The organism is Pseudomonas sp. Pseusp10, from assembly GCF_059492225.1.
This window is the reverse complement of the sequence record NZ_CP168528.1, coordinates 4,669,024-4,694,832: the sequence shown is the minus strand read 5'-3', so window position 1 is coordinate 4,694,832 and position 25,809 is coordinate 4,669,024. Positions and strand designations below refer to the sequence as shown.

Genomic DNA, 25,809 nt, shown 5'->3' with positions numbered 1-25,809 from the left:
AATGCGCGCCTCGGTTGAGACGAAAGCTCTTAACCAACCGCTCTTTAACAACTGAATCAAGCAATTCGTGTGGGTGCTTGTGGAGTCAGACTGCTAGTCAACAGATTATCAGCATCACAAGTTACTCCGCGAGAAATCAAAGATGTAACCAACGATTGCTGAGCCAAGTTTAGGGTTTTCTCAAAACCCAAAGATGTTTGAACTGAAGAGTTTGATCATGGCTCAGATTGAACGCTGGCGGCAGGCCTAACACATGCAAGTCGAGCGGATGACGGGAGCTTGCTCTCTGATTCAGCGGCGGACGGGTGAGTAATGCCTAGGAATCTGCCTGGTAGTGGGGGACAACGTTTCGAAAGGAACGCTAATACCGCATACGTCCTACGGGAGAAAGCAGGGGACCTTCGGGCCTTGCGCTATCAGATGAGCCTAGGTCGGATTAGCTAGTTGGTGAGGTAATGGCTCACCAAGGCGACGATCCGTAACTGGTCTGAGAGGATGATCAGTCACACTGGAACTGAGACACGGTCCAGACTCCTACGGGAGGCAGCAGTGGGGAATATTGGACAATGGGCGAAAGCCTGATCCAGCCATGCCGCGTGTGTGAAGAAGGTCTTCGGATTGTAAAGCACTTTAAGTTGGGAGGAAGGGCATTAACCTAATACGTTAGTGTTTTGACGTTACCGACAGAATAAGCACCGGCTAACTCTGTGCCAGCAGCCGCGGTAATACAGAGGGTGCAAGCGTTAATCGGAATTACTGGGCGTAAAGCGCGCGTAGGTGGTTTGTTAAGTTGGATGTGAAAGCCCCGGGCTCAACCTGGGAACTGCATTCAAAACTGACAAGCTAGAGTATGGTAGAGGGTGGTGGAATTTCCTGTGTAGCGGTGAAATGCGTAGATATAGGAAGGAACACCAGTGGCGAAGGCGACCACCTGGACTGATACTGACACTGAGGTGCGAAAGCGTGGGGAGCAAACAGGATTAGATACCCTGGTAGTCCACGCCGTAAACGATGTCAACTAGCCGTTGGGAGCCTTGAGCTCTTAGTGGCGCAGCTAACGCATTAAGTTGACCGCCTGGGGAGTACGGCCGCAAGGTTAAAACTCAAATGAATTGACGGGGGCCCGCACAAGCGGTGGAGCATGTGGTTTAATTCGAAGCAACGCGAAGAACCTTACCAGGCCTTGACATCCAATGAACTTTCCAGAGATGGATTGGTGCCTTCGGGAACATTGAGACAGGTGCTGCATGGCTGTCGTCAGCTCGTGTCGTGAGATGTTGGGTTAAGTCCCGTAACGAGCGCAACCCTTGTCCTTAGTTACCAGCACGTCATGGTGGGCACTCTAAGGAGACTGCCGGTGACAAACCGGAGGAAGGTGGGGATGACGTCAAGTCATCATGGCCCTTACGGCCTGGGCTACACACGTGCTACAATGGTCGGTACAGAGGGTTGCCAAGCCGCGAGGTGGAGCTAATCCCACAAAACCGATCGTAGTCCGGATCGCAGTCTGCAACTCGACTGCGTGAAGTCGGAATCGCTAGTAATCGCGAATCAGAATGTCGCGGTGAATACGTTCCCGGGCCTTGTACACACCGCCCGTCACACCATGGGAGTGGGTTGCACCAGAAGTAGCTAGTCTAACCTTCGGGAGGACGGTTACCACGGTGTGATTCATGACTGGGGTGAAGTCGTAACAAGGTAGCCGTAGGGGAACCTGCGGCTGGATCACCTCCTTAATCGACGACTCAGCTGCTCCATGAGCTCCCACACGAATTGCTTGATTCATTGAAGAAGACGATAGAAGCAGCTTTAAGCTCCAGGCTGATAGCTCAGGCTAACAGTTACGCGCTCGAAATTGGGTCTGTAGCTCAGTTGGTTAGAGCGCACCCCTGATAAGGGTGAGGTCGGCAGTTCGAATCTGCCCAGACCCACCAATTTTGTATGGGGCCATAGCTCAGCTGGGAGAGCGCCTGCCTTGCACGCAGGAGGTCAACGGTTCGATCCCGTTTGGCTCCACCATAAACTGCTTCAGATGTCTGAGAGTTTAGAAATGAATATTCCGCGATGAATATTGATTTCTAGTCTTTTGATTAGATCGTTCTTTAAAAATTTGGGTATGTGATAGAAAGATAGACTGAACGTTACTTTCACTGGTAACGGATCAGGCTAAGGTAAAATTTGTGAGTTTAATCGCGAATTTTCGGCGAATGTCGTCTTCACAGTATAACCAGATTGCTTGGGGTTATATGGTCAAGTGAAGAAGCGCATACGGTGGATGCCTTGGCAGTCAGAGGCGATGAAAGACGTGGTAGCCTGCGAAAAGCTTCGGGGAGTCGGCAAACAGACTTTGATCCGGAGATGTCTGAATGGGGGAACCCAGCCATCATAAGATGGTTATCTTGTACTGAATACATAGGTGCAAGAGGCGAACCAGGGGAACTGAAACATCTAAGTACCCTGAGGAAAAGAAATCAACCGAGATTCCCTTAGTAGTGGCGAGCGAACGGGGACCAGCCCTTAAGTGGCTTTGAGATTAGCGGAACGCTCTGGAAAGTGCGGCCATAGTGGGTGATAGCCCTGTACGCGAAAATCTCTTGGTCATGAAATCGAGTAGGACGGAGCACGAGAAACTTTGTCTGAATATGGGGGGACCATCCTCCAAGGCTAAATACTACTGACTGACCGATAGTGAACTAGTACCGTGAGGGAAAGGCGAAAAGAACCCCGGAGAGGGGAGTGAAATAGATCCTGAAACCGTATGCGTACAAGCAGTGGGAGCCTACTTTGTTAGGTGACTGCGTACCTTTTGTATAATGGGTCAGCGACTTATTTTCAGTGGCGAGCTTAACCGAATAGGGGAGGCGTAGCGAAAGCGAGTCTTAATAGGGCGTCTAGTCGCTGGGAATAGACCCGAAACCGGGCGATCTATCCATGGGCAGGTTGAAGGTTAGGTAACACTGACTGGAGGACCGAACCGACTACCGTTGAAAAGTTAGCGGATGACCTGTGGATCGGAGTGAAAGGCTAATCAAGCTCGGAGATAGCTGGTTCTCCTCGAAAGCTATTTAGGTAGCGCCTCATGTATCACTGTAGGGGGTAGAGCACTGTTTCGGCTAGGGGGTCATCCCGACTTACCAAACCGATGCAAACTCCGAATACCTACAAGTGCCGAGCATGGGAGACACACGGCGGGTGCTAACGTCCGTCGTGAAAAGGGAAACAACCCAGACCGTCAGCTAAGGTCCCAAAGTTATGGTTAAGTGGGAAACGATGTGGGAAGGCTTAGACAGCTAGGAGGTTGGCTTAGAAGCAGCCACCCTTTAAAGAAAGCGTAATAGCTCACTAGTCGAGTCGGCCTGCGCGGAAGATGTAACGGGGCTCAAACCATACACCGAAGCTACGGGTATCACTTAGGTGATGCGGTAGAGGAGCGTTCTGTAAGCCTGTGAAGGTGAGTTGAGAAGCTTGCTGGAGGTATCAGAAGTGCGAATGCTGACATGAGTAACGACAATGGGTGTGAAAAACACCCACGCCGAAAGACCAAGGTTTCCTGCGCAACGTTAATCGACGCAGGGTTAGTCGGTCCCTAAGGCGAGGCTGAAAAGCGTAGTCGATGGAAAACAGGTTAATATTCCTGTACTTCTGGTTATTGCGATGGAGGGACGGAGAAGGCTAGGCCAGCTTGGCGTTGGTTGTCCAAGTTTAAGGTGGTAGGCTGAGATCTTAGGTAAATCCGGGATCTTAAGGCCGAGAGCTGATGACGAGTTACCCTCTGGGTGACGAAGTGGTTGATGCCATGCTTCCAAGAAAAGCTTCTAAGCTTCAGATAACCAGGAACCGTACCCCAAACCGACACAGGTGGTTGGGTAGAGAATACCAAGGCGCTTGAGAGAACTCGGGTGAAGGAACTAGGCAAAATGGCACCGTAACTTCGGGAGAAGGTGCGCCGGTGAGGGTGAAGCACTTGCTGCATAAGCCCACGCCGGTCGAAGATACCAGGCCGCTGCGACTGTTTATTAAAAACACAGCACTCTGCAAACACGAAAGTGGACGTATAGGGTGTGACGCCTGCCCGGTGCCGGAAGGTTAATTGATGGGGTTAGCTAACGCGAAGCTCTTGATCGAAGCCCCGGTAAACGGCGGCCGTAACTATAACGGTCCTAAGGTAGCGAAATTCCTTGTCGGGTAAGTTCCGACCTGCACGAATGGCGTAACGATGGCGGCGCTGTCTCCACCCGAGACTCAGTGAAATTGAAATCGCTGTGAAGATGCAGTGTATCCGCGGCTAGACGGAAAGACCCCGTGAACCTTTACTATAGCTTTGCACTGGACTTTGAATTTGCTTGTGTAGGATAGGTGGGAGGCTTTGAAGCGTGGACGCCAGTTCGCGTGGAGCCATCCTTGAAATACCACCCTGGCAACTTTGAGGTTCTAACTCAGGTCCGTTATCCGGATCGAGGACAGTGTATGGTGGGTAGTTTGACTGGGGCGGTCTCCTCCTAAAGAGTAACGGAGGAGTACGAAGGTGCGCTCAGACCGGTCGGAAATCGGTCGTAGAGTATAAAGGCAAAAGCGCGCTTGACTGCGAGACAGACACGTCGAGCAGGTACGAAAGTAGGTCTTAGTGATCCGGTGGTTCTGTATGGAAGGGCCATCGCTCAACGGATAAAAGGTACTCCGGGGATAACAGGCTGATACCGCCCAAGAGTTCATATCGACGGCGGTGTTTGGCACCTCGATGTCGGCTCATCACATCCTGGGGCTGAAGCCGGTCCCAAGGGTATGGCTGTTCGCCATTTAAAGTGGTACGCGAGCTGGGTTTAGAACGTCGTGAGACAGTTCGGTCCCTATCTGCCGTGGACGTTTGAGATTTGAGAGGGGCTGCTCCTAGTACGAGAGGACCGGAGTGGACGAACCTCTGGTGTTCCGGTTGTCACGCCAGTGGCATTGCCGGGTAGCTATGTTCGGGAAAGATAACCGCTGAAAGCATCTAAGCGGGAAACTTGCCTCAAGATGAGATCTCACTGGAGCCTTGAGCTCCCTGAAGGGCCGTCGAAGACTACGACGTTGATAGGTTGGGTGTGTAAGCGCTGTGAGGCGTTGAGCTAACCAATACTAATTGCCCGTGAGGCTTGACCATATAACACCCAAGCAATTTGCGAACTCGAGAGAGACCAGATTGCGGTGTGTGAAGACGCAAGAACCGAAAGTTCGAGATACTCACCAAACACCGAAGCTATCACCTACCCAATTTGCTGAAGCGAGGCCATCGTGGTCACGACTCGGTACCCGAATTTCTTGACGACCATAGAGCATTGGAACCACCTGATCCCATCCCGAACTCAGCAGTGAAACGATGCATCGCCGATGGTAGTGTGGGGTTTCCCCATGTGAGAGTAGGTCATCGTCAAGATTAAATTCCGAAACCCCAATTGCGAAAGCAGTTGGGGTTTTGTTTTTGTCCGCAGGAAAGCGAAATTACTGCCCCAGCCGTTCCAGCGTGTGCTCTAACGGTTCCAGCGACACACAGATAAATCCATCAAGCGGTCGATTGAGTTCTTCCACCAGCAAGATTGTCGCTGCAGTCGACAGGGCACACACCAACAACACGACGACAATGGTGCCATTGCGTGGTGCGAACAGGCCGAACGAGCCGAAGATAGTCGCCAGCCACGTCACCAGAATCACCAGCATCACCGGCGGGATCGATTGGTTGGATTGCAGCAGGGTCAGCCAGCGGTCGGCAAACACAGTCTCGATGTCTTGCAATGCGGTGGCTTTGAGCGCGCGCTGATCATCGTTGGCGGGAGACAGTGATTCCACCCGGCGTTGCAGACTTTCGGAGCGACGGATCACTTCGGGGCTATCGAGTGTTGCAATCTGACTGCGATCGCGTGAAGCGAGAGTTTTCGTGACTTCGGCATAGTTATGCTTGAGCTGAGTGCGGATGTCCTGGGTGTCGGCACCGTAACGGGCCAGCACGCGGTCGAATTGAACCACTTTCGCCGCCGCGCCCTCCAGTTCGGCATTGGCCGTATCGAATGTACCTTTGGCAGATGAAACGAGCAGGCCGAGGACCAGCGCCGACATCGTCGCGATGAGCCCGGTGGCCAGCTTCACCACCGTCACGGAGTCGTCGCTCAGATGATGGCTCGGTAATCGCTCCCTCACGTACGAACCCAGTAGTGCGCTGCCGAACAGACAGGCGAAGACGATGAAGGCGATCACCGCATCATTCAAGTTCAACCTCCTTGATCACGATGCGTTTGAGTTTGCGCCCCTCGATGGCCCTCACGTCGCGAGCCCATAACGGCCCGTTGGCATAGGCCCCCACCGCCTGAAGAGGGTCAGCAGGTTGCTGATCAATCCGCCAGCCAGTAGCAAGAATTTGAAACGAGTGGACCAAGGCTCGTCGTGGGTCGGCATAGTGGATTCCTCCTCGGGTCCGCTGCAATCCGTGTGGCTAGTTGACGGTAGCAGACAGGCCGGGAGTTGCCAGAACGCCCAACCTTTTCAGGTTGGGCTTTTTTGCGCCTTGAAGACTGTCGATCGACTGAGGTCTTTCACTGATCTTTTTCGCAGTTAACCATCCACGACACGCCAAAACGGTCGACCAGCATGCCGAAGCGTGCGGCCCAGAACGTGGTCTCCAGTGGCATTTGCACGGTGCCACCCACCGCCAGCGCATTAAAGACCCGTTCGGCCTCGGCAATGCTGTCGACGTTGAGTGAAACCGAACAGGCACTCATTTTATCGACGGGGCGATCAGGTGTAGTGTCCGACCCCATGATTACCTGATCGCCAACCACCAGGCGGGTATGGATGATCAGGTTGTGCAGATTTTTGGGGACGTGTTCAGCGGCAGGGGTTTCACCGAAGGTCAACATGGCTTCGTTCTGGCCTTGCAGGCACTGGGCATAGAACGTGAAGGCGGCTTTGCAGTCACCGTTGAAGATAAGGTAGGGATTGATTTTCATGGTCGGCTCCAGGTGCTCAAGTACACACATCGGTTTGGACGCCGGGTTTGTCGGCGAATTCCGATTGTGTCGAGCCGACAAGCAAAGCGCTAAATCGTCGTCGAAGCCTGGGTTTCTTTAGATGTTTTTTCTATAGGGCGCGCGAGGCTTATCGCCTCCGGTACACGCCGTGGCGCAAGCACACGCTCAATCGCGCCGCTTACCATGCTCTCCAGCAGTTCATCGCGTTCCTGTTCGTCCAGCACATGGGGCGTCAGCCAGCTGGGAGCGCTGTTGAGCAGGGCACCAATGGCATGCCCGGCCGCCAGCAGACCTTGCTCGCTGAAACGGGACTTCGCGCCCAGCATCTTCAGCAATGTGCGCTCATATTGCTCGCGCAATTGCTGAACCCGAGCCTGTTGCTCTTCGTTCAGGCAACCGCTGTCGCGCTCCACCAGACGAAAATGCCAGGGCATGTCCCGATGCAGATTCAGGTGCGCGCGGATCAGGCTGTTGAGTTTGTCGCGTTTGGCCGGGGCTTTTTGCTGGATGCGTCCCAGGGTGGCCAGCAGTTCCTCGTAGAACTCTTCGATCAGGTCGAGCAACAGATGCTGTTTGCTGGGGTAATGGTGGTACAGCGAGCCTGGAGAGAGCCCCAGGCACGTTGCGAGCTCACGCATGCCGACCTGGCCGAACCCCTTGCAGGCAAACAGCTCCAGGACCTTGTCCCGGTACTCGGCAAAGCGCGAGCAACGCTCAGGCATAGGCATGGAAGCCGCGCCCCGTTTTGCGTCCCAGGTAACCGGCAGCGACCATTTCCTTGAGCAGTGGCGCCGGGCGATATTTGCTGTCGTTGAAACCGTCATAGAAGGCTTCAAGGATCGACAACAGGGTATCCAGACCAATCAGGTCCGCCAGGGCCAATGGGCCGATAGGCTGATTGCAGCCCAGGCGCATGCCGGCGTCGATGTCTTCGGCGCTGGCCAGGCCTTCCTGGAACACCAGGATCGCTTCGTTGATCATCGGCACCAGAATCCGGTTGACCACGAAGCCCGGACGGTTTCCGGCGGTGATCGCGGTTTTGCCGAGGGTGGTCGCCATGTCCAGCGCGAGTTTGTGGGTCGCGTCACTGGTTTGCAGGCCGCGGATGACTTCGATCAGGCCCATCACCGGTACCGGGTTGAAGAAGTGCAGGCCAATGAAGCGCTCAGGCTGGCTGACACTGGCGGCGAGCTGGGTGATCGACAGCGACGAGGTATTGGAGGCAATAACGCATTCGCTGCTGACCTGCGCGGCGATCTGTTGCAGCACACGCAGTTTCAGGTCGAGGTTTTCCGTCGCCGCTTCGATGACCAGTTGCGCGTTATGCAGGCTGCTGTAATCGGTGCTGGTGCGGATTTTGTCGAGGGTGGCCTGTTTCTGCTCCGGGGTCAGGGTTTCCTTGGCGATCTGCCGGTCGAGGTTTTTACCGACCGTTGCGACGGCTTTTTGCAAAGCGCTTTCGGAAATGTCGAGCAAGGTCACGTTGAAACCGGCCAGGGCGCAGACTTGCGCGATGCCGTTGCCCATGGTGCCCGCGCCGATTACCCCGATGTTTTGCAGATTCATGTTCCCATCCTTCGATCAAACCCTGCGATACCTTGGCCGCGACTGCGGTCGAAGGCGTACTATTGCCGCGAGTCTAGAGCCGGCAGGGCGGTTGTCCTATGCCAAAACTGTTCAACGGCACTGATGTTTTTTGCCATTCGGGTGATGAGAGAGAAGCGTACCAATGCGGGAAAAGGACTCGGTTGCTGCCTATTTCGTGCAGGCAATGATCCATGGGCTGAGGGACGATCCGCAGCGCGTGAAGGCAGTGCTCGAACAGGCGGGCATTGATCCGGCGGTCATGCAACAACCCACGGCGCGGGTGCCGGCCAACGCGTTTGCGGCGTTGTGGCTGATCCAGATCCGCGAGCTCGACGATGAGTTTTTCGGGCTCGATTCCCATGGCATGCCACCGGGCAGTTTTGCCCTGATTTGCCGGGCCTTGATTCAGGAACCCGATCTGCACAAGGCCATGCGTCAGTGCCTGGCCAACTTCGGGTTGTTCCTTCGCGACTTTCGCGGCTCGCTGGCCGTGCGTGGCAAGCGTGCGGTCATCAGCCTGGAAACCTGTTCGACGGACAACGATGCCAGCCGGTTTGGTGAAGAAACGTTCCTGGTGTTGATGATCAGTCTGCTGTGCTGGCTGGGCGGGCGGCGCATTCCCATTGACCGTGCGGACTTCCGCCATTCGCGCCTGTCGCTGGGTGACGACCGCCTGCTTTGGGGCCCCAACCTGACCTTTGGTGCCGAGCGCACCGAAATCGAATTTGCCAGCCACTACCTGCGCTTGCCGGTGGTTCAGGATCTGGCGTCGCTGAAAGTGTTTTTGCGTACCGCGCCGCAATGGCTGGTGATCCGCTTCCGTAACCAGCATGGCCTGGCATCACAGGTTCATCAGCGCTTGCGCGGCAGTCATTACAGTGAATGGCCGACCTTACAGGCCTTTGCCCTGGAGCAGCACCTGAGCCCCAGCACCTTCCGCCGCAAACTGGAACGTGAGGGTTGCTCCTACCAGGAGATCAAGGACGAAGTCCGTCGGGGCGTGGCCTTTGAGCAATTGCGTCAGAGCGAGGCGAGCATCAGCGATATCGCCGAGCAACTGGGTTTCCAGGAACCCAGTGCCTTCCATCGGGCGTTCAAGAAGTGGACCGGGGAAAGTCCGGGGCGATATCGGGCCCGTTATCAGGGGGAACAGGGCGCCCCGCTTCAGGAACCCTGCGACCCCTGAACCACCGCCGGCCCGGCCAACTGACGGGGTCCTGCCTTGAGCAAGCCATCAAGTGCCTGGCGATACTGGTTTCCACCCAGGCTCATGCTGTTGTTGTGTGTACCGCCGGGTACCAATAGCAAGTGCTTGGGTTCCTGGGCGGCATTAAATAATTGCTGGCTGAATTGTGAAGGCATGAACGGGTCGGACAGGCCGTGGACCACCAGCAGCGGCATGTCGATATCGACGATCTTGTCGATGGAGTCGAACTTCTGCGACAACAGCCAGCGCACTGGCAGCCAGTTCACGGGAAGGTTGTTGTCGGCCACTTCCGCGACCGCATCGCCCAACGAAGTGAAGGAAGACTCGATAACCAGACCGCGCACCGGTACCGCGACATGCTGTTTTTTCGCCTGTGCTGCCAGGTCTGCTGCGAGGTTGATGGCCACTGCACCGCCCAGTGAATGCCCGTAGATCAGACGCTTGTTGGCGTCCGGTTGCATTGCGGTAAAGCGCTCCCAGGCGACGTGTGCGTCTTCGTAGACACTGGCTTCCGAGGGCAAATCCCCTTTGCTCTGACCGAAGCCGCGGTAGTCGATGGCCAGCACTGAATAGCCCATGGCACGTAATTGCTCGATGCGAAACGCCTGGCCAGTAAGGTTCCAGCGCACCCCATGCAGGTAGAGGATTGACGGCGCATCGCGGCGGGCGGCTGGCCACCACCAGGCATGCAGGTTTTGCCCGGCCTTGTAGCTGGCGGGCTTGATATCGAACTCTTGAACATCTTGCGGCAGTCCGCGATACCAGCCCGCCGTGCCTGGTTCGATGCGGAACAGCAACTCGCGCTCTTTATATTTGAGCGCCCCACAACTTACCGGCAAGCCAACTACCAGCACAGCCATGCACAGCCACGACAGCCAGCGTCGGCGCAAGTGAGCGAGGAGGGGAGCAGACATTGATCGGCCCAGCAGAACGTGAAGCACGGGTTTTAACAGATGAAGTCGTGTATCAGGAGATTTTTCCGACCATCGTTGAGGCGCAACGGTTACAAATTGCTGCCTCCCGATACTGGCGTGGTATCAGTCCACACGCAGGACTATCTTGCCGATGTGATCGCCCGCTTCCATCCGGGCGTGGGCCAGTGCCGCGTCAGTGAGCGGGTAAACCTGGTCGATCAAGCAACACCCGGATGTTCGGGTGCAACTGGACGCCACCACACAGATTCTCAGCGAGGCAAAATGCGAAGCGGACATCGCCCTATGACATCCGGCTGGGTGACCCACGCGGACCTGCGGCATACGGCCAGGGTCCGGGCGGTGATTGATGAAATTGTCGTGGGGTTCGCCGGGACCGGCGAATAACCTGTAGGAGCGAGCTTGCTCGCGATGGCGGAGTGTCAGACGACATCACTGTTGAATGACACAACGCATCGCGAGCAAGCTCGCTCCCACAGGGATCTGTCATGGCATTTGCGGCAGTTCCTGTGGGCGCAGGTCGAATACCAATACTTCGGCATCCACACCGTTGCTCAAGGTCAGCGCCTGTTCTTCGCGGACCCGCACCCCGTCGCCTTCCTGCAACAACATTCCGTTGAGTTCGACGCTGCCCCGGGCCACGTGCACATAGGCGTAGCGATTGGTGGCGAGCTCCAGGGTGGCGCTTTCCTTGCCGTCGATCAGGCCGGCATACACCCGTGCATCCTGGCGCACCTTGAGCGAACCCTTGGCACCGTCCGGCGAGATGATCAGTTGCAGGCGCCCGCGCTTCTTCTGGGTGCTGAAGTGCTCTTGCTGATAGCGCGGTTTGGCACCGCTGACGTCGGGCACGATCCAGATTTGCAAAAAGTGCACCGGCCGGGTGCTGGAGTGGTTGAACTCACTGTGGGCCACGCCGCTGCCTGCGCTCATCAGTTGCACGTCCCCGGGACGGATCACCGAACCGGTGCCCAGGGTGTCCTTGTGTTCCAGGGCCCCTTCCAGCACGTAGGAGAAAATCTCCATGTCGCGGTGCGGGTGCTGGCCGAAGCCTTTACCGGCGGCGACGCGGTCGTCGTTGATCACCAGCAGGTCAGAAAAACCCTGCTCTTTCGGGTTGCGATAGTTGGCGAAGGAAAAGGTATGGAACGACTTCAACCAGCCGTGATTGGCCAGGCCACGATCCGATGCTTTGCGAAGAGTCAGCATGATGAAATCTCCTGTAGGGACGTGAATTCGTCCGATTGAGGAGAAGGTTAATGTTTACTGATTGGTGCAATAAGTAGGTGAAAACTGAAATACTGTCTCTTCCAGATTGACAATCTTCGGGCGCGAATCAGTTATTCTTTTCCGACGTCTGGCCTGCGGCTGGCCATAATGCATAACACCGAAACCTGTGGGAGCGAGCTTGCTCGCGATGACAATCTTTCCGTCACCGAATTCGTTGAATGTAAGACCGTTATCGCGAGCAAGCTCGCTCCCACAAGGGTTTGGTGTCCTAGTCACCCAATACTTTGATCCCGGCGAATTCCAATCCATGAAAACCGTGGCAATGGTGCTGTTTCCCGACTTTCTCCTGCTCGACATGGCCGGGCCCATGGAAGTGTTTTCCATCGCCAATCGTTATCTGAAACCCGACGATCACTATGTGCTGACGACCATCGGCACCGAGCCCGGCGCACTGCGGGCATCCAACGGGGTGATCGTGCACGCCGACCGGCACATCGACCAGGCCTGCGAAGGTTTTGATTTGCTGCTGGTGCCCGGTGGCCCCGGTGCCTACAACGAAAGGCATCCGCCGTTGCTCGCCTGGCTCAGGCACAACGTCCGCCGGTCCGCCGCTTATGGCTCGATCTGCACCGGGGCGTTCGTGTTGGGGCATGCGGGGTTGCTCGACGGCTATCGCGTCACCACCCACTGGCACTACACCGAGCGGCTGATCAAGGGCTTTCCGAAAGCGACCGTCGAGACCGATCAGATCTTTGTCCAGGACCGCAACCTGATCACCTCCGGCGGCGTGACAGCCGGGATCGACCTGGCGCTGTCGGTGGTGGCACAGGACCATGGCAAAAAAGTCGCCCAGGACGTGGCCAAGGTGTTGCTGGTGGTCATGAAGCGCCAGGGCGGGCAGGCGCAGTTCAGCCCGCTGATGGCGGCGGTGGCTCCCCAGGAAACCGCGATTACCCGTGTGCAGAACCATGTGCTCGAACACCTTGATGAAACCTACAGCATCGAGTGCATGGCGAACCTGGCCAACATGAGCCCGCGGCATTTCGCCAGGGTATTTGCCCGGGACGTGAACATGACGCCGATGGAGTTTCTGCAAAGCGCACGCATCGATTGCGCCAGGAACCTGCTGGAAACCACCGAGCTGCCGCTCAAGACGGTGGCATTCAAAAGTGGCTTCGGCAGCGTGCGGCACATGCGTTTTCTGTTCAGTGAAAAGCTTGGCCTGACCCCGACTCAATACCGCGAGCAGTTCAGCTAGCGCGTGTGTCCGTTGTGCGCACCGCAATGGCCGTGACGCTCCCCCCGTGGCAGTTGTACCGTCACCGAGGCCTGCCAAGATACCAGTGAACTCATTGCAAGGAAGGTGCGGAGCCTGGGATGGACTCGCGTACCGAGCCAGGCTTCCAGCGGGTGACAGCGCATGAACAGCCTCAGAGATGTAAACAGCGAAGCGGTGCTGCAATTTGGTCCCTATGCCTTCCACCTCAGTCAGCGACTGGTGTTGGAGGGCGATCGACCGCTGCGCCTGGGCGGCCGCGCCCTTGATGTGTTGCAGGTACTGGTCGAGCACGCAGGCTCGGTGGTCAGCAAGGAGGAGTTGATTGCGCAGGTCTGGCCGCGCTCGGTGGTCGAAGAGATCAACCTGCGGGTGCACATCGCCGCCCTGCGTCGTGCCTTGGGCGACGGGCAGAACGGCCAGTGCTACATCGTCAACATTCCCCAGCACGGCTACAGTTTTGTCGCCCCGGTGCGGCATTCGCCGGAGCCTGTATCGTTCCCGAGCGAGACCGTACAAAAGCCCCTGCACAACCTGCCGGCGCGGCTCACGTCGATCACCGGGCGCGATGCGGTTGTCGGCAGCCTGGTGCGGCAGTTGCCGGTGCGGCGATTCATGACCCTGGTCGGGCCTTGCGGGATCGGCAAGACCACCGTGGCGCTGCGCGTGGCCGAACTGTTGTTGCAGCACTATCGGCACGGCGTGTGGCTGGTGGACCTGGCGGCGATCGACGACCCGGCGCAAGTGACCGATCACCTCACACGTACCCTCGAACTGAAGGTCGGCACCACACTGCAAGCGCTGGCACAGCGGCATGCCTTGTTGGTGCTGGACAATTGCGAGCACCTGCTCGAACGCTGCCAGACGTTGGTCGAGACACTGCTGCATTCGATGCCGCGGCTGTCGATCCTCGCCACCAGCCGCGAGCCGCTCAAGGCGGCGGGCGAAACCGTATTGTGCCTGCCACCGCTGGCGGTGCCACCGGTGTCAGGGTTACGCAGTGTCGCCGAGGTCATGGACTATTCGGCGGTGCAGTTGTTCGTCAGCCGTGCCCGAGCCCGTCAGCAAGGGTTCACCCTGCGCGAGCAAGACCTCAAGACCGTGCGCGAAATCTGCCGACGCCTCGACGGCCTGCCATTGGCGATTGAACTGGCCGCGGCGCAAATCGATGCGTTGGCGCTGGTGGGGTTGCAGGCGCAACTCGATAACTGTTTTCAGCTGCTGACCCAGGGCCGCCGCACAGCCGTTCCCCGGCATCAGACGCTCAAAGCTGCGCTGGACTGGAGCTACGAACGGTTGACTGCCGTGGAGCAAACCGTGTTGCAGCGTCTGGCCGTGTTCAAAATGGCCTTTACCCGGGACGCAGCGATTGGCGTGATCAGCTGCGACAGGCTGCCTGCCGCCGAGCTGGTCAAGGTGATGGAAAGCCTGGCACTCAAGTCACTACTGTCCCTGGAGCAGGGCGGGGCAGTGACCCGTTACCGCTTCCTCAACACCACCCGCACCTACGCGCTGGAAAAACTCGAACTCAGCGGTGATTTGCGCGCCCTTGAAATGCGTTATGCCCGCTACATCAGTCAGACACGCTGGACTTCAGGCCGGCAGGTGGCATTGCAACTCGCCGAGTAAGCGGCGGACCGTTATCAGGTCAGGCGTGGAAAAACCTTCGGTGAAGCGCTGGTAGATCGGTGCCAACAGTTCATGCGCCTGTTGGTGGCGGCCCTGTCGCTGCCACAGTTGCGCCAGCGAGGTGGCGCTGCGCAATTCCCAGGCCAGCGCACCCTGAGTCCTGGCCACGTTGAGTGCCTTGAACAGCACGGCTTCTGCCGTTGCGGTTTTGACCGGACAATCCGTTGCCAGCAGCGTCTGGGCCCTGGCGCGCAGAATCTCCGCCGTGCTCCAGCCTGACGCACCGTTTTCTGCGCGTTCGAGCAAGGCGTCATCGACACAGGTCGAGTCCAGCGTGACCATGATGTCTTTGATCAACCCGACACTTCGCTGCCTGGCAGGCGGGACCTGGGTGCCGCCGATCACCTGCGCGTAGTGTTGCGCCCAGTTATAGAACAGTTGAACCGAGTGTTTCTGCGCCTGTTCCAGCAGCCGCCGCAGGAGTTCGCGGGCGCTGCGGGTGTCGCCGTTGTAGTAAGCGATCAGGCAGCCGGAGAGCGCCAGGGTGTAGCAGATCGATGTGCCGTGGTTGATCTGCAACGCGATGTCCAGCGCCTGCCGGGCTGTGCGCCAGGCTTGTTCCGGTTGGCCCTGCAACCAGAGGATGCGCGCCTGAATGGTCAGTGCCGCGACACTCTGGTCGTATTGCACGCCGAAACCATGGGTGAAACGGTTGAGGCGACCGTTGTGGGCCATGCGCTGCAGCACTTGATCGGCATCGTCCCGAGCCTGTTGCTGGTCGCCGGAGAAATGCAGGGCCAGCACCCGCAATCGATGCATGCTCAGGGACATCAGGGTATCGTCATGCAACCCCAGTTGATCGAACTGCCGACTCTGTTCCAGAGCCATTTGATAATGACCGCAGCTGAGATTGACTGCCAGGTGCCCGGAAATCGCCCGCAATTGACCGGATACATCGTTGCACTGTTGGGCCAGGGCTCTTGCGCCGACAAAGGCTCCAACGGTTTCGGCGGTACCGCCCTGCGTGTGATAACAGGCACTGCCCAGGGCCAGCTTCAGGGCCATCTGCAAACGCGGACAAGGCTCCGGTGACTGGTCGAGCAAGGCCAGCGCCTTGCGCACATAACCGCCGTGTTCCTTGAGCAGTGACAGCTCCTGCCACAGGGGGGCGGACGTCGCGGCCAGGCGTATCGCCAGTGCCTGCGGCCCTTGCGCGTGCAACCCCCAGTCGAGGGCCGCGCGGATATCATCCAGGGCCCGGCCATAGCGCTCGAGCCACAGGCCGGTCGTCGTTTTCTCCCAGTCGTTCTGCGCCTGTTGCATCAGGGCCAGGCAGCGCTCGGCATGACGCTCCCGCGTGCCGGGCAGATCGGTGGTTTGTGTGAGCTTTTCCAGGGCGTAACGGCGGGTGGTGTCGAGCAGGCGGTAGTACACGTCTTCGTCGCCCACCTCCACATTCAACAAGGACTTGGCGACCAGTTGGGTGATCGAGCCGAAGACTTCGCGAGGTTCGATGTGTTCGCCGACAATCACTGCCGCTGCCGACTCGAGGGTAAAGCCGCCGCGGAATACACTCAGTCGGCGCAGGCAGGTCTTTTCGCAGGCGTTGAGCAGTTCGAAGCTCCAATCCAGTGTCGCGCGCAGGGTCTGATGGCGTGCCAGGGGCGCCTGACCGGGGTGAGTCAGCACCCGGAAGCTGCTTTGCAACTGCGCCAGCAAGCCGTGCAGTCCGAAGTGGCCCACTTGCGCCGCTGCCAGTTCGATGGCCAGCGGAATACCGTCCAGTCGGTGGCAGATGTCGATCAACAGCGGTAGCTCGTCGTCAGTCAGTTCAAAGCTGTCGTGGCTGGCCATGGCCCGTTCGACGAACAGTTGCAGGGCGGAAAAGGTCATGGCCTGGGCACGGTCGAGGACGGCGATGGGCGGTGGGCAGTCGAGCGACTCCAGACGCTGGACGAATTCTCCTTCGGCCCGCAGGTTCTCGCGGCTGGTAGCGAGAATGTGCACGTGCGGCGCACTGCGCAGAATGTTTTCGCAGAGGTGGGCAATGGCGTCGATCAGGTGTTCGCAGTTGTCGATGACCAGCAGCATGTGCCTGTCGCGCAGGAAGGTTGCGAGGCTGTCCATCGGTTCGTCGTCGTGCAGGACCAGTTCGAGCAACGTCGCCAGATGGCCGTCAATCATCAGCGGGCAATTGATCGGGGCCAGGTCCAGCAGGCGAATGCCGTCCCGGTAGCGACCGATCATTTGTTCGGCGACCCGCAAGGCCACGGTGGTCTTGCCGATGCCGCCGGGACCGACGAGCGTGATGAAGCGCTGGCGTGGCAGTTGCACTATCAGACTATCAACCAGGTTCTGCCGGCCGATCATGCGCGTGTGGCGCACCGGCAGGTTATGCCGGCTCGGCGTGGCGGCCGCCGGTGCCGGCGGTTGCCCGGCCTGTTCCAGAGAGTACGGTGCGACGAAGCTGTACCCACGCTGGGCCACTGTGATGATGTAGCGCTGACCCGTCTGACCGTCGCCGAGCGCCTTGCGCAACGCGGCCATGTGTACCCGCAGGTTGATGTCTTCGACCACGCTGTTGGGCCAGACCCGGGCGATCAGTTGTTGCTTGCTGACCACGTTGCCGGCGTGCTCCAGCAGGATCAACAGGATGTCCATGGCGCGCCGGCCCAGGCGCAAGGGATGGTCGGCCTCCATCACCAGGCGTTGTCCGGGGTAGACCCGGTAGGGGCCGAAATGCACAGCCTGTTCGGGGGAAAGGGTCAACGAGTCGCTCCTGCTGCATCCGTCTGGTACGCGGTTTTCGAGCATATTCCTCAGGTTTTTTACGTAGCGCAATGCACCGCCCGGGTGACTGTTGGGTGCAGGCGCTGACTGTAGCGTATCGGCCAGTGGCTGTCGGTCCCGTGAACATTGGGCGCGACAGATGGACAGGGCCTGCCGGGGCTTTTTGCGCGCCATGGAAAATTAACAACGTTTAACTCGTCCTGCATCCGGTCTGCGCTCAAAACTCTATCCCTGTAGGAGCAAGCTTGCTCGCGATGGAGTATCAGTCGACACCCATGTGGCTGACACACCATCGTCGGAACGCCGCCCGGAGCCAGCTCGCTCCTACAAGGGAATTCAACCCATCGCAAGGACAGAGCAATGAGCAACGTGGTGGTGGTCTATCACAGTGGCTACGGGCACACCCGGGTCATGGCCGAAGCCGTGGCCACGGGTGTGGAACGGCACCTGGGCAGCACCTGCCAGTTGATCCCGGTCGAGGAGGTGGAGCAGCACTGGGAGCGGCTGCACAACGCCGACGCCATCATCTTTGGCGCGCCGACCTACATGGGCAGCGCCTCGGCGGCCTTCAAGGCGTTCATGGAGGCCACGGCGGCGTTCTACCTGGCCCAGCCCTGGCGCGACAAGCTCGCGGCCGGCTTCACCAATTCCGGCTGCCTGTGCGGCGACAAGCTCAACACTTTGCTGCAGATGGCGGTGTTCGCCGCCCAACACTCGATGATTTGGGTCGGCCTTGACCTGCTGCCGGCGCGTTCCAGTACCGGCGCTTTCAACGGACAACTGAACCGATTGGGCAGCTCTCTCGGCGCCATGGCCCAGTCGAATGTCGAGCAGTCCCCCGACGATGCTCCTCCGCCCGAGGATCGCTGCACCGCCGCGCACTTGGGCGAACGCGTGGCGCGCCTGGCGGATCGCATGAACCAACTACCGGTTTGATTCACCCCCCCCAACCCTCGTTAAGGAGGCATCACCCATGAGCACCTTCACCACCCGCGACGGCGTCGAGATTTACTACAAGGACTGGGGCACCGGCCAGCCGATTGTCTTCAGCCATGGCTGGCCGCTGAACGCCGACAGCTGGGAGTCGCAGATGATTTTCCTGGCCTCCAAGGGCTACCGGGTCATCGCTCACGACCGTCGGGGCCATGGGCGTTCCAGCCAGCCCTGGTTCGGCAATGACATGGATCATTACGCCGACGATCTGGCGCAATTGATCGAGCTGCTCGATCTGCAAAACGTCGTGCTGTTCGGCTTCTCTACCGGCGGTGGCGAGGTGGCGCGTTACATCGGTCGCCACGGCACCGGACGCGTGGCCAAGGCCGGGCTGATTTCCGCGGTGCCGCCCCTGATGCTCAAGACCGAAGCCAACCCCGGTGGCCTGCCGCTGGAAGTGTTCGACGGCATCCGCCAGGCCTCGTTGGCCGACCGTTCGCAGCTGTACATCGACCTCGCCAGCGGCCCGTTTTTCGGCTTCAACAAACCGGAGGCGAAACCGTCCCAGGGCATGATCGACTGGTTCTGGATGCAAGGCATGATGGCCGGCCACAAGAACGCCTATGACTGCATCAAGGCGTTCTCGGAAACCGACTTCACCGAAGATCTGAAAAAGTTCGACGTGCCGACCCTGGTCGTGCATGGCGACGCGGATCAGGTTGTGCCGTACGAAGCGGCGGGCGTCTCCTCCGCCAGACTGGTGAAGGGCTCGACGCTGAAGATTTACCCGGGCGCCCCTCACGGTTTGACGGACACCCACAAGGATCAGCTCAACGCGGATCTGTTGGCGTTCTTGAAAGGTTAAAAAGCCAGTTCAAAAGATCGCAGCCTCCACCAGTTCCTACACGCTAGCGTGCATGCCCGTAGGAACTGGCGAAGGCTGCGATCTTTTGCCGTTGCGGCGGACAAACTGACAGCGCCAGGCAAACGGATTGATGCCTTCGCTTCGGGTGAAGATGTGGCAGAAGTGCGCCTGATCGCAGAAGCCGCATTCGAGACTGATTTGCGTAAGGCTCATGTCGGTGTACTGGATCAATTGCTTGGCCAGGGCAACGCGCTGCTGGCGAATCCATTCTTGTGGCGAGAGGCCGGTGCTGCACTTGAACGCGCGGGAAAAATGACTGCGCGACAGGGCGCAGGCCTGTGCCAGTTCGGTGACTTCCAGGCTGTCGCCGAGGCGTTCGAGGATTAGTTGTTTAACCCGTTTTTCGCGCTGCGGGCTGAGGCCACCGGTGTTGGTCTTGCGGGGTGTGCGGGCGGTGGTGTGCTGTGGGTAAGCCATGGCCATTGTCCGGTCGGGGGAGGAAAAGCGCTGGCGCCCGGTTCGAGCGATCAGCACCGTTTCTCTGGAAAAAAACAGTTCTGCGCTGAGGGCTTCATTGTTGGAGGCGGCCCGAGTGGCTGACGAGTTAAACGTTGTTAATTCCATGCCCGAAGATGTGAACAGAGCACATCGCTGCAAGTGTAAGTAACGGCGATTGGCACAAGATGCGCAACGTGGCGCGGGCCATAACGGACCGCCGGTTGGCTTGAAAAGGTGAGCAGATGAAACGGACGTGGCAGGGAACGCTGGGCACCATCGGCCTGGTTCTGATATCCGCCAGCGCACTGGCCCAGGCGCCCGCGCAGGTGGGCACGCAAGTACCCGGTTACTTCCGCCTGGCGCTGGGGGATTACGAAGTGACGGCGCTGTTCGACGGCTACAACGATCTGTCGCCCAAGCTGTTGCAGGGCATGAGCCAGGGCCAGATCCGCGCACTGCTGGCCCGTCGTTCGATTGAAACCCCGGGTGTACAGACCGCCTTCAACGCCTTTGTGGTCAACACCGGTCAACAACTGATCCTGATCGATACCGGGGCAGGGCAGTGCATCGGTCCTACTGCCGGCCAGCTGCCGGCCAACCTGCAAGCGGCCGGCTACAAACCGGAGCAGGTGGACGCCATCCTGATCACCCACCTGCACCTGGATCACGTCTGCGGTCTGGTTGACGGCCAGCAGCAACCGGTGTTCGCCAACGCCACGGTGTACGCGGCCAAGGCCGAAGCCGACTACTGGCTCGACCCGCAGGCATTGGCCAAGGCACCGGAAGCGGCCAAGGGCTTCTTCAAGGTGGCCCAGGACTCCACCGCGCCTTACGTTGCCGCTGGTCGTTTCAAGACCTTCACCCCCGGCCAGTCACCGCTGCCGGGTGTGGTCGAGGCGCAACTGGAAGCCGGGCACACGCCGGGCAGCACCACGTACCGTTTCACCTCCCAAGGGCAAAGCATCCTGTTCATGGGCGACCTGGTACACAACCTCGCCGTGCAGTTCCTGCACCCTGAGGTATCGATCGGTTTCGACGTCAACAGCCGGCAAGCGATCAACAGTCGCAACCAGGTGTTCAGTGCCGCGGCCGCCAGCAAGACCTGGGTGACGGCTGCGCACCTGCCATTCCCCGGCATCGGTCATATCACCGCCCAAGGCAAGCATTTCGAGTGGGTGCCGGTGGAGTACGGGCCGTACAAACGAGCGGCAAACGTGCCGTTGATCGAGTAAAGTCCATAGCACTCGCGCCTGGCCGAACATACAAGGAACCCGTGTCTATGAACCGAAATGATCTGCGTCGCGTCGACATGAACCTGCTGGTGATTTTCGAAGCCCTGATGTTCGAAAAGAACCTGACCCGTGTCGCGGAAAAACTGTTCATGGGCCAGCCGGCGGTGAGTGCCGCGCTGGGTCGTTTGCGCGATCTGTTCGACGATCCGTTGCTGTTGCGCAACGGTCGCGGCATGGAGCCGACGGCGCGGGCACTGGCGATTCTCAAGGAGTTGCAGCCGGCGATGGACACCATTTCCGGTGCGGTCAGCCGGGCCAAGGAGTTCGATCCGGCGACCAGTTGCGATGTGTTCCGCATCGGGCTGTCGGACGATGCCGAGTTCGGTTTGTTTCCGCCGTTGTTGCGTCAGTTGCAAGAGGAAGCACCGGGCATCGTCGTGGTCGTGCGGCGGGCCAATTACCTGTTGATGCCGGCGCTGCTGGCGTCGGGGGAGATCTCGGTGGGCGTGAGTTACACCACGGATTTGCCGGCCAATGCCAAGCGCAAGAAGCTGCGCGATATTCCCTGCAAAGTGCTGCGCGGCGATACCCGGCCGGGAACGTTGACCCTGGATGAGTACTGCGAACGGCCCCATGCGATGGTGTCGTTTTCGGGGGACTTGAGTGGCAATATCGATCTGGACCTGGCGAAGGTCGGGCGTAGTCGTCGTGTCGTGCTGGGGGTGCCGCAGTTCAGTGGGTTGCGGGCGCTGCTCGCCGGTACCGAGATGATTGCCACCGTGCCCGATTATGCGGCGTGTGCGTTGGTTGAGGGGTGTGGGTTGCGGGCCGAGGACCCGCCGTTCGAGATTGAGGCGGCGCAATTGTCGATGGCCTGGAGCGGGGTGCATGACAATGATCCGGCGGAGCGGTGGTTGCGGTCGCGGATCGGTCAGTTCATGTCTGTGGCTTTGCCTTTGGATGTTCCCTCCTGACTGTGTACATATCCGTTTCTTTGGTAACGGCGGCTTATGGCTTCGCCCTTACGGCGACTCACTTTTTTTACAAGCGCCTAAAAAAAGTAAGCAAAAAAACGCTCGCCCCTGACGTACGGCCCCTCGCTTAGGCTCGGGGTTCCTTCGCTCCGGCATTCATCCGGGGGCATCGCCTCCGGTCGGCTTCGCTCGACCTCCTCTCGATGTGTTCGGCTGCGCCGAACGGCGCTGCGCGCCTACCCCCGGATGAACGCCTCCACTCAGCCTGCCGAGGGGACGGGTGGATCAAGATCAAGAGCTGCAGGCGAGCTAACGCTCGGCCTGATGAGTGGTGAGAAGCGGGTGTTCGCAACGCTGCTGTTCTGTAGAAGCTGGCTTGCCCGCGATGGCGGCCTGCCAGCCAATCGAAATCTTTCAGATGTACTGAATACCTGTGGGAGCGGGCTTGCCCGCGAAGGCGGCCTGACAGCCGACCAATTTCTTGCAGATGTACTCGGCCCAACTGTAGGAGCGAGCCTGCTCGCGATTGCGGTAGGCCAGTCAACACCAATGCTGAATGTAATGCCGCCATCGCGAGCAAGCTCGCTCCCACAGGGATCTGTGTCGATGGGCAGTTCTCAGTCCGCACCGCAAACAGAGCACGTACATTCAATTTTTCCTCCCTCTGTCCCGGCACTATCGAATCCAGTCCCGGCGCATGGGCGTCGGTGGTTTTTCATTTGTGCGGGTGGGCCATGGACGCTTCGCGACGCGATGATCGGGCGCAAGACTGGGGGCTGCTGTTCCTGCGGGTCAGCGGCGGGTTGTTCCTGTTGTGGGTGCATGGTTTGCCCAAGCTGCTTCACTACAGTGCCGAGTTGCAAAACATCGAAGACCCTTTCCACCTGGGCGCGAACCTGACGCTGATACTGGCGATTTTCGCCGAGGTGGTGTGCCCGCTGCTGATCGTCGCCGGGTTGCTGGTGCGTCTGGCAAGTTTGCCTATTCTGTTTTTGCTGTGGGTGTCGATGTTGATCGTGCATCCGCAGTGGACCCTCTTCGAAGGCCAGTTCGGCTGGCTGTTGCTGATTGTGTTCACCAGCATTCTCATCGCCGGGCCGGGACGGCTCGCGCTCAATGTCCGTTTCGCCGGAGTCTTGCGTTATGTCTGATCTCAATCGCCGTGAACCGGCAAGTCCCGGGCCTGATGAGGTGGTGACGCTGATTGTCAAACACCGGGTCAAGGCCGGTTTTGAAGTGCCTTATGAAGCCTGGCTGCGCAACATCGTCAAGGTGGCCGCGCAGAGTGTCGGGCATTTGGGCGTGGATGTAGTGCGCGGCAAGAACGCCGGCCTCGACACCTACACCTGCGTGCTGCGTTTTTGCTCCACCGAGGCGATGCAGCGCTGGCTCGATTCGCCGCAGCGCCAGGAGTTGGTCGACCAAGCCGCGCCGATGCTGGCCGATGGCGACCAGACCGAAGTCAATCCGGTCAACGAGTTCTGGTTCTCGCCCCAGGCCGAGGCCGGTACGCCACCGCCGCGCTGGAAGCAGGCCGTGGTGACTTTGCTGGTGATCCTGCCGCACACCTTGCTGGTGCCGCTGCTCTGGGGGCCGCTGCTACGGCTCAACGCCTTGCTCTCCAACTACGTGGTGGCCACGTTCCTGATCACCCTGACCATCGTGCTCTCGGTGGTTTACATCTTTATGCCCATGGCGACGCGTCTGTTCGCGCCCTGGCTGTCTCCCGCCACATTGCACGAGGAACCGTGATGAACGCCGATCTGATTCTGTTCAATGGTCAATTTCATACCGTTGACCGCGAAAAACCGCTCGCCAGCGCCGTGGCGATCAGCGACGGTCGCTTTGTTGTGGTGGGCAGTGATGCAGAGGCCATGGCCCTGCGTGGCTCGAACACCCAGGTAATCGACCTCAAGGGCCGCTGCGTGATTCCCGGGCTCAACGACTCGCACTTGCACCTGATCCGCGGCGGCTTGAACTACAACCTGGAACTGCGCTGGGAAGGTGTACCGTCCCTGGCCGATGCCCTGCGCATGCTCAAGGATCAGGCCGACCGTACGCCGACGCCGCAGTGGGTGCGGGTGGTCGGTGGCTGGAACGAATTCCAGTTCGCCGAGAAGCGCATGCCGACCCTGGCCGAGCTCAACCAGGCGGCACCGGACACGCCGGTGTTTGTCCTGCACCTGTACGACCGTGCCTTGCTCAACCGCGCCGCGTTGCGCGTAGCCGGTTACACCCGCGACACGCCGAACCCTCCGGGTGGCGAGATCGTGCGCGACGCCAATGGTGAGCCGACCGGCATGCTGGTGGCGCGGCCGAACGCGATGATTCTGTACTCGACCCTGGCCAAGGGGCCGAAGTTGCCGCTGGAATATCAGGTCAACTCGACCCGTCAGTTCATGCGCGAACTCAACCGCCTGGGCCTGACCAGCGCCATCGATGCCGGCGGTGGTTTCCAGAACTATCCGGACGATTATCAGGTGATCGAGCAGTTGGCGAAGGACGAGCAATTGACGGTGCGTATCGCCTACAACCTGTTCACCCAGAAACCCAAGGAAGAGTTGACCGACTTTAAGAACTGGACCGGCAGCGTGAAGCTGCACCAGGGCGACGATTACTTGCGACACAACGGCGCCGGGGAAATGCTGGTGTTCTCGGCGGCGGACTTCGAAGACTTCCTCGAACCGCGCCCGGACCTGCCGCAAACCATGGAAGCCGAACTGGAACCAGTGGTGCGCCATCTGGTCGAGCATCGCTGGCCGTTCCGTTTGCACGCCACCTACAACGAATCCATCAGCCGCATGCTCGACGTGTTCGAGAAGGTCAATCGCGACATTCCGTTCAACGGCTTGCCGTGGTTTTTCGACCACGCCGAAACCATCACCCCGCAGAACATCGAGCGGGTGAGGGCGCTGGGTGGTGGCATTGCGATTCAGGATCGCATGGCGTTCCAGGGTGAATATTTCGTCGAGCGTTACGGCGCGAAAGCGGCCGAAACCACGCCACCGATCAAACGCATGCTGGCCGAGGGCGTACCGGTCGGTGCCGGTACCGATGCAACGCGGGTGTCGAGCTACAACCCGTGGACTTCGCTGTACTGGATGGTCAGCGGTCGCACCGTCGGCGGCATGGAGTTGCACGCCGAAGGCTTGTCGCGCCTGACGGCGCTGGAACTGTTCACCCACGGCAGTGCCTGGTTCTCGTCGGAGCAAGGCAAGAAGGGCCAGATCAAGGTCGGGCAATTGGCCGACGTCGCCGCCCTCAGCGCGGACTTCTTCAGCGTCGATGAAGAGGCGATCAAGTGGATCGAGTCGGTGCTGACCGTGGTCGGTGGCAAAGTGGTGTACGGCGCCGGTGATTTCGAGAAGCTCGGGCCAGCCAGCTTGCCGGTGCTGCCGGACTGGTCGCCGGTGGTGAAGGTGCCGGGCCACTGGCGCCCGACGTCGCCGATGCAGGCCCAGGTTCACCACTGCAGCGGGCCGTGCGCGGTGCATTCCCATAGCCATGAACGGGCGCGCCTGTCGAATGCGCCGGTCAGCGATTTCGCCGGTTTCTGGGGCGCTTTTGGCTGTTCGTGTTTTGCCTTCTGACCCATTTAAAAAAAGCGTCGGCCCAACAGGTCGGCGCTGACTGCGACAACCATCCATCAAGGAGTTTC

The 25,809-nt window shown here is 59.1% G+C and carries 18 protein-coding genes, 2 tRNA genes, 3 rRNA genes and 2 pseudogenes; 16 read left to right on the top strand and 9 right to left on the bottom strand.

All coding sequences use genetic code 11. The annotated features are described in order from the left end of the window. Positions 1–199 precede the first annotated feature (199 nt). The 5 genes from ACEN8Z_RS21215 to rrf all read left to right on the top strand — a co-directional run bounded on the left by ACEN8Z_RS21215 (position 200) and on the right by rrf (position 5,413). Positions 200–1,736: ribosomal RNA gene (locus ACEN8Z_RS21215) — 16S ribosomal RNA — on the top strand. Between the two features lie 121 nt (positions 1,737–1,857). After that, positions 1,858–1,934: transfer RNA gene (locus ACEN8Z_RS21210), tRNA-Ile, on the top strand. Between the two features lie 9 nt (positions 1,935–1,943). Beyond that, a tRNA-Ala gene (locus tag ACEN8Z_RS21205) sits at positions 1,944–2,019 on the top strand. 229 nt (positions 2,020–2,248) lie between these two features. Then, a 23S ribosomal RNA gene (locus ACEN8Z_RS21200) occupies positions 2,249–5,140 on the top strand. A 157-nt stretch (positions 5,141–5,297) separates the two neighbouring features. Beyond that, positions 5,298–5,413, top strand: a 5S ribosomal RNA gene (rrf, locus tag ACEN8Z_RS21195). The 16S, 23S and 5S rRNA genes sit together here with 2 tRNA genes alongside, the layout of an rRNA operon. A gap of 65 nt (positions 5,414–5,478) precedes the next feature. On the opposite strand, the gene ACEN8Z_RS21190 is transcribed toward rrf, so the two are convergent. The 4 genes from ACEN8Z_RS21190 to ACEN8Z_RS21175 all read right to left on the bottom strand — a co-directional run bounded on the left by ACEN8Z_RS21190 (position 5,479) and on the right by ACEN8Z_RS21175 (position 8,564). Continuing rightward, positions 5,479–6,240 carry a bestrophin-like domain gene (locus ACEN8Z_RS21190; protein ID WP_495595553.1) on the bottom strand — a complete coding sequence of 254 codons (762 nt, stop codon included), beginning with the start codon at positions 6,238–6,240 and terminating at the stop codon, positions 5,479–5,481. A 323-nt stretch (positions 6,241–6,563) separates the two neighbouring features. Next, complete coding sequence (locus ACEN8Z_RS21185) at positions 6,564–6,977, bottom strand: VOC family protein (protein WP_495595552.1); 414 nt, start codon at positions 6,975–6,977, stop codon at positions 6,564–6,566. A gap of 89 nt (positions 6,978–7,066) precedes the next feature. Next, the gene (locus ACEN8Z_RS21180; protein ID WP_495595551.1) at positions 7,067–7,726 is read right to left on the bottom strand and encodes a TetR/AcrR family transcriptional regulator; all 660 of its coding nucleotides are present in this window, start codon (positions 7,724–7,726) and stop codon (positions 7,067–7,069) included. After that, positions 7,713–8,564: a 3-hydroxybutyryl-CoA dehydrogenase gene (locus tag ACEN8Z_RS21175; protein ID WP_495029026.1), complete on the bottom strand. Its 852-nt coding sequence runs from the start codon at positions 8,562–8,564 to the stop codon at positions 7,713–7,715. The genes ACEN8Z_RS21180 and ACEN8Z_RS21175 overlap by 14 nt, the downstream gene beginning before the upstream one ends. 163 nt (positions 8,565–8,727) lie before the next feature. On the opposite strand from ACEN8Z_RS21175, the gene ACEN8Z_RS21170 reads away from it, so the two are divergent. Continuing rightward, the gene (locus ACEN8Z_RS21170; RefSeq protein WP_495595550.1) at positions 8,728–9,771 is read left to right on the top strand and encodes an AraC family transcriptional regulator; all 1,044 of its coding nucleotides are present in this window, start codon (positions 8,728–8,730) and stop codon (positions 9,769–9,771) included. On the opposite strand, the gene ACEN8Z_RS21165 is transcribed toward ACEN8Z_RS21170, so the two are convergent. Continuing rightward, complete coding sequence (locus tag ACEN8Z_RS21165; RefSeq protein ID WP_495595549.1) at positions 9,750–10,706, bottom strand: alpha/beta hydrolase; 957 nt, start codon at positions 10,704–10,706, stop codon at positions 9,750–9,752. The genes ACEN8Z_RS21170 and ACEN8Z_RS21165 overlap by 22 nt on opposite strands. A 123-nt stretch (positions 10,707–10,829) precedes the next feature. Continuing rightward, positions 10,830–10,943, bottom strand: a pseudogene (locus ACEN8Z_RS21160) (zinc-binding dehydrogenase); the annotation flags it as partial. Between the two features lie 53 nt (positions 10,944–10,996). Here ACEN8Z_RS21160 and ACEN8Z_RS21155 point away from each other — a divergent pair. Next, positions 10,997–11,111 (top strand): annotated as a pseudogene (locus ACEN8Z_RS21155) (LysR family transcriptional regulator); the annotation flags it as partial. 99 nt (positions 11,112–11,210) lie between these two features. On the opposite strand, the gene ACEN8Z_RS21150 reads toward ACEN8Z_RS21155, so the two are convergent. Beyond that, entirely contained in the window at positions 11,211–11,933 is a 723-nt protein-coding gene (locus tag ACEN8Z_RS21150; RefSeq protein WP_495595548.1) for a pirin family protein, read from the bottom strand. A gap of 328 nt (positions 11,934–12,261) precedes the next feature. Here ACEN8Z_RS21150 and ACEN8Z_RS21145 point away from each other — a divergent pair, with 328 nt between their 5' ends. Together ACEN8Z_RS21145 and ACEN8Z_RS21140 are read left to right on the top strand one after the other, a co-directional pair. Beyond that, on the top strand, positions 12,262–13,212 hold the full coding sequence (locus ACEN8Z_RS21145) for a GlxA family transcriptional regulator (RefSeq protein WP_495595547.1): 951 nt from the start codon (positions 12,262–12,264) through the stop codon (positions 13,210–13,212). A gap of 162 nt (positions 13,213–13,374) precedes the next feature. Then, a complete protein-coding gene (locus ACEN8Z_RS21140) occupies positions 13,375–14,859 on the top strand; it encodes an ATP-binding protein (protein ID WP_495595546.1) in 1,485 nt (494 codons plus the stop codon). Here ACEN8Z_RS21140 and ACEN8Z_RS21135 read toward each other — a convergent pair. Further along, entirely contained in the window at positions 14,824–17,628 is a 2,805-nt protein-coding gene (locus tag ACEN8Z_RS21135) for an ATP-binding protein (RefSeq protein ID WP_495595545.1), read from the bottom strand. The two genes, ACEN8Z_RS21140 and ACEN8Z_RS21135, sit on opposite strands and share 36 nt — an antisense overlap. 381 nt (positions 17,629–18,009) lie before the next feature. Here ACEN8Z_RS21135 and ACEN8Z_RS21130 point away from each other — a divergent pair, with 381 nt between their 5' ends. Both ACEN8Z_RS21130 and ACEN8Z_RS21125 read left to right on the top strand, forming a co-directional pair. Beyond that, positions 18,010–18,585, top strand: coding sequence for a flavodoxin family protein (locus ACEN8Z_RS21130; protein ID WP_495595544.1), 576 nt, complete (start codon positions 18,010–18,012; stop codon positions 18,583–18,585). 37 nt (positions 18,586–18,622) lie between these two features. Then, positions 18,623–19,447 (top strand): alpha/beta fold hydrolase, encoded by an 825-nt coding sequence (locus tag ACEN8Z_RS21125; protein ID WP_495595543.1) that lies wholly within the window; start codon positions 18,623–18,625, stop codon positions 19,445–19,447. A 36-nt stretch (positions 19,448–19,483) separates the two neighbouring features. Here ACEN8Z_RS21125 and ACEN8Z_RS21120 read toward each other — a convergent pair whose 3' ends face one another. Beyond that, positions 19,484–19,924 (bottom strand): helix-turn-helix domain-containing protein, encoded by a 441-nt coding sequence (locus ACEN8Z_RS21120; RefSeq protein WP_495595542.1) that lies wholly within the window; start codon positions 19,922–19,924, stop codon positions 19,484–19,486. A gap of 263 nt (positions 19,925–20,187) precedes the next feature. Here ACEN8Z_RS21120 and ACEN8Z_RS21115 point away from each other — a divergent pair, with 263 nt between their 5' ends. From ACEN8Z_RS21115 to ACEN8Z_RS21095, 5 genes are all read left to right on the top strand, one after another. Then, positions 20,188–21,177, top strand: a complete 990-nt coding sequence (locus ACEN8Z_RS21115; RefSeq protein ID WP_495595541.1) for an MBL fold metallo-hydrolase — start codon at positions 20,188–20,190, stop codon at positions 21,175–21,177. A gap of 47 nt (positions 21,178–21,224) precedes the next feature. Beyond that, positions 21,225–22,151 carry a LysR family transcriptional regulator gene (locus tag ACEN8Z_RS21110; RefSeq protein ID WP_495595540.1) on the top strand — a complete coding sequence of 309 codons (927 nt, stop codon included), beginning with the start codon at positions 21,225–21,227 and terminating at the stop codon, positions 22,149–22,151. A 734-nt stretch (positions 22,152–22,885) separates the two neighbouring features. After that, on the top strand, positions 22,886–23,302 hold the full coding sequence (locus ACEN8Z_RS21105) for a DoxX family protein (protein ID WP_495595539.1): 417 nt from the start codon (positions 22,886–22,888) through the stop codon (positions 23,300–23,302). Further along, positions 23,295–23,903: an antibiotic biosynthesis monooxygenase gene (locus ACEN8Z_RS21100; RefSeq protein WP_008004797.1), complete on the top strand. Its 609-nt coding sequence runs from the start codon at positions 23,295–23,297 to the stop codon at positions 23,901–23,903. The genes ACEN8Z_RS21105 and ACEN8Z_RS21100 overlap by 8 nt, the downstream gene beginning before the upstream one ends. Next, entirely contained in the window at positions 23,903–25,741 is a 1,839-nt protein-coding gene (locus ACEN8Z_RS21095) for an amidohydrolase (RefSeq protein ID WP_495595538.1), read from the top strand. The genes ACEN8Z_RS21100 and ACEN8Z_RS21095 overlap by 1 nt, the downstream gene beginning before the upstream one ends. The last annotated feature ends 68 nt before the right edge of the window (positions 25,742–25,809 follow it).

Bases quoted from the DNA above. Each gene is read 5' to 3' on its own strand.
- ACEN8Z_RS21130 (WP_495595544.1), top strand. From the start codon at position 18,010: ATGAGCAACGTGGTGGTGGTCTATCACAGTGGCTACGGGCACACCCGG.
- ACEN8Z_RS21110 (WP_495595540.1), top strand. From the start codon at position 21,225: ATGAACCGAAATGATCTGCGTCGCGTCGACATGAACCTGCTGGTGATT.
- ACEN8Z_RS21120 (WP_495595542.1), bottom strand. From the start codon at position 19,924: ATGGCTTACCCACAGCACACCACCGCCCGCACACCCCGCAAGACCAAC.
- ACEN8Z_RS21180 (WP_495595551.1), bottom strand. From the start codon at position 7,726: ATGCCTATGCCTGAGCGTTGCTCGCGCTTTGCCGAGTACCGGGACAAG.
- ACEN8Z_RS21095 (WP_495595538.1), top strand. From the start codon at position 23,903: ATGAACGCCGATCTGATTCTGTTCAATGGTCAATTTCATACCGTTGAC.
- ACEN8Z_RS21165 (WP_495595549.1), bottom strand. From the start codon at position 10,706: ATGTCTGCTCCCCTCCTCGCTCACTTGCGCCGACGCTGGCTGTCGTGG.
- ACEN8Z_RS21150 (WP_495595548.1), bottom strand. From the start codon at position 11,933: ATGCTGACTCTTCGCAAAGCATCGGATCGTGGCCTGGCCAATCACGGC.
- ACEN8Z_RS21185 (WP_495595552.1), bottom strand. From the start codon at position 6,977: ATGAAAATCAATCCCTACCTTATCTTCAACGGTGACTGCAAAGCCGCC.
- ACEN8Z_RS21115 (WP_495595541.1), top strand. From the start codon at position 20,188: ATGAAACGGACGTGGCAGGGAACGCTGGGCACCATCGGCCTGGTTCTG.
- ACEN8Z_RS21100 (WP_008004797.1), top strand. From the start codon at position 23,295: ATGTCTGATCTCAATCGCCGTGAACCGGCAAGTCCCGGGCCTGATGAG.
- ACEN8Z_RS21145 (WP_495595547.1), top strand. From the start codon at position 12,262: ATGAAAACCGTGGCAATGGTGCTGTTTCCCGACTTTCTCCTGCTCGAC.
- ACEN8Z_RS21125 (WP_495595543.1), top strand. From the start codon at position 18,623: ATGAGCACCTTCACCACCCGCGACGGCGTCGAGATTTACTACAAGGAC.
- ACEN8Z_RS21170 (WP_495595550.1), top strand. From the start codon at position 8,728: ATGCGGGAAAAGGACTCGGTTGCTGCCTATTTCGTGCAGGCAATGATC.
- ACEN8Z_RS21140 (WP_495595546.1), top strand. From the start codon at position 13,375: ATGAACAGCCTCAGAGATGTAAACAGCGAAGCGGTGCTGCAATTTGGT.
- ACEN8Z_RS21105 (WP_495595539.1), top strand. From the start codon at position 22,886: ATGGACGCTTCGCGACGCGATGATCGGGCGCAAGACTGGGGGCTGCTG.
- ACEN8Z_RS21175 (WP_495029026.1), bottom strand. From the start codon at position 8,564: ATGAATCTGCAAAACATCGGGGTAATCGGCGCGGGCACCATGGGCAAC.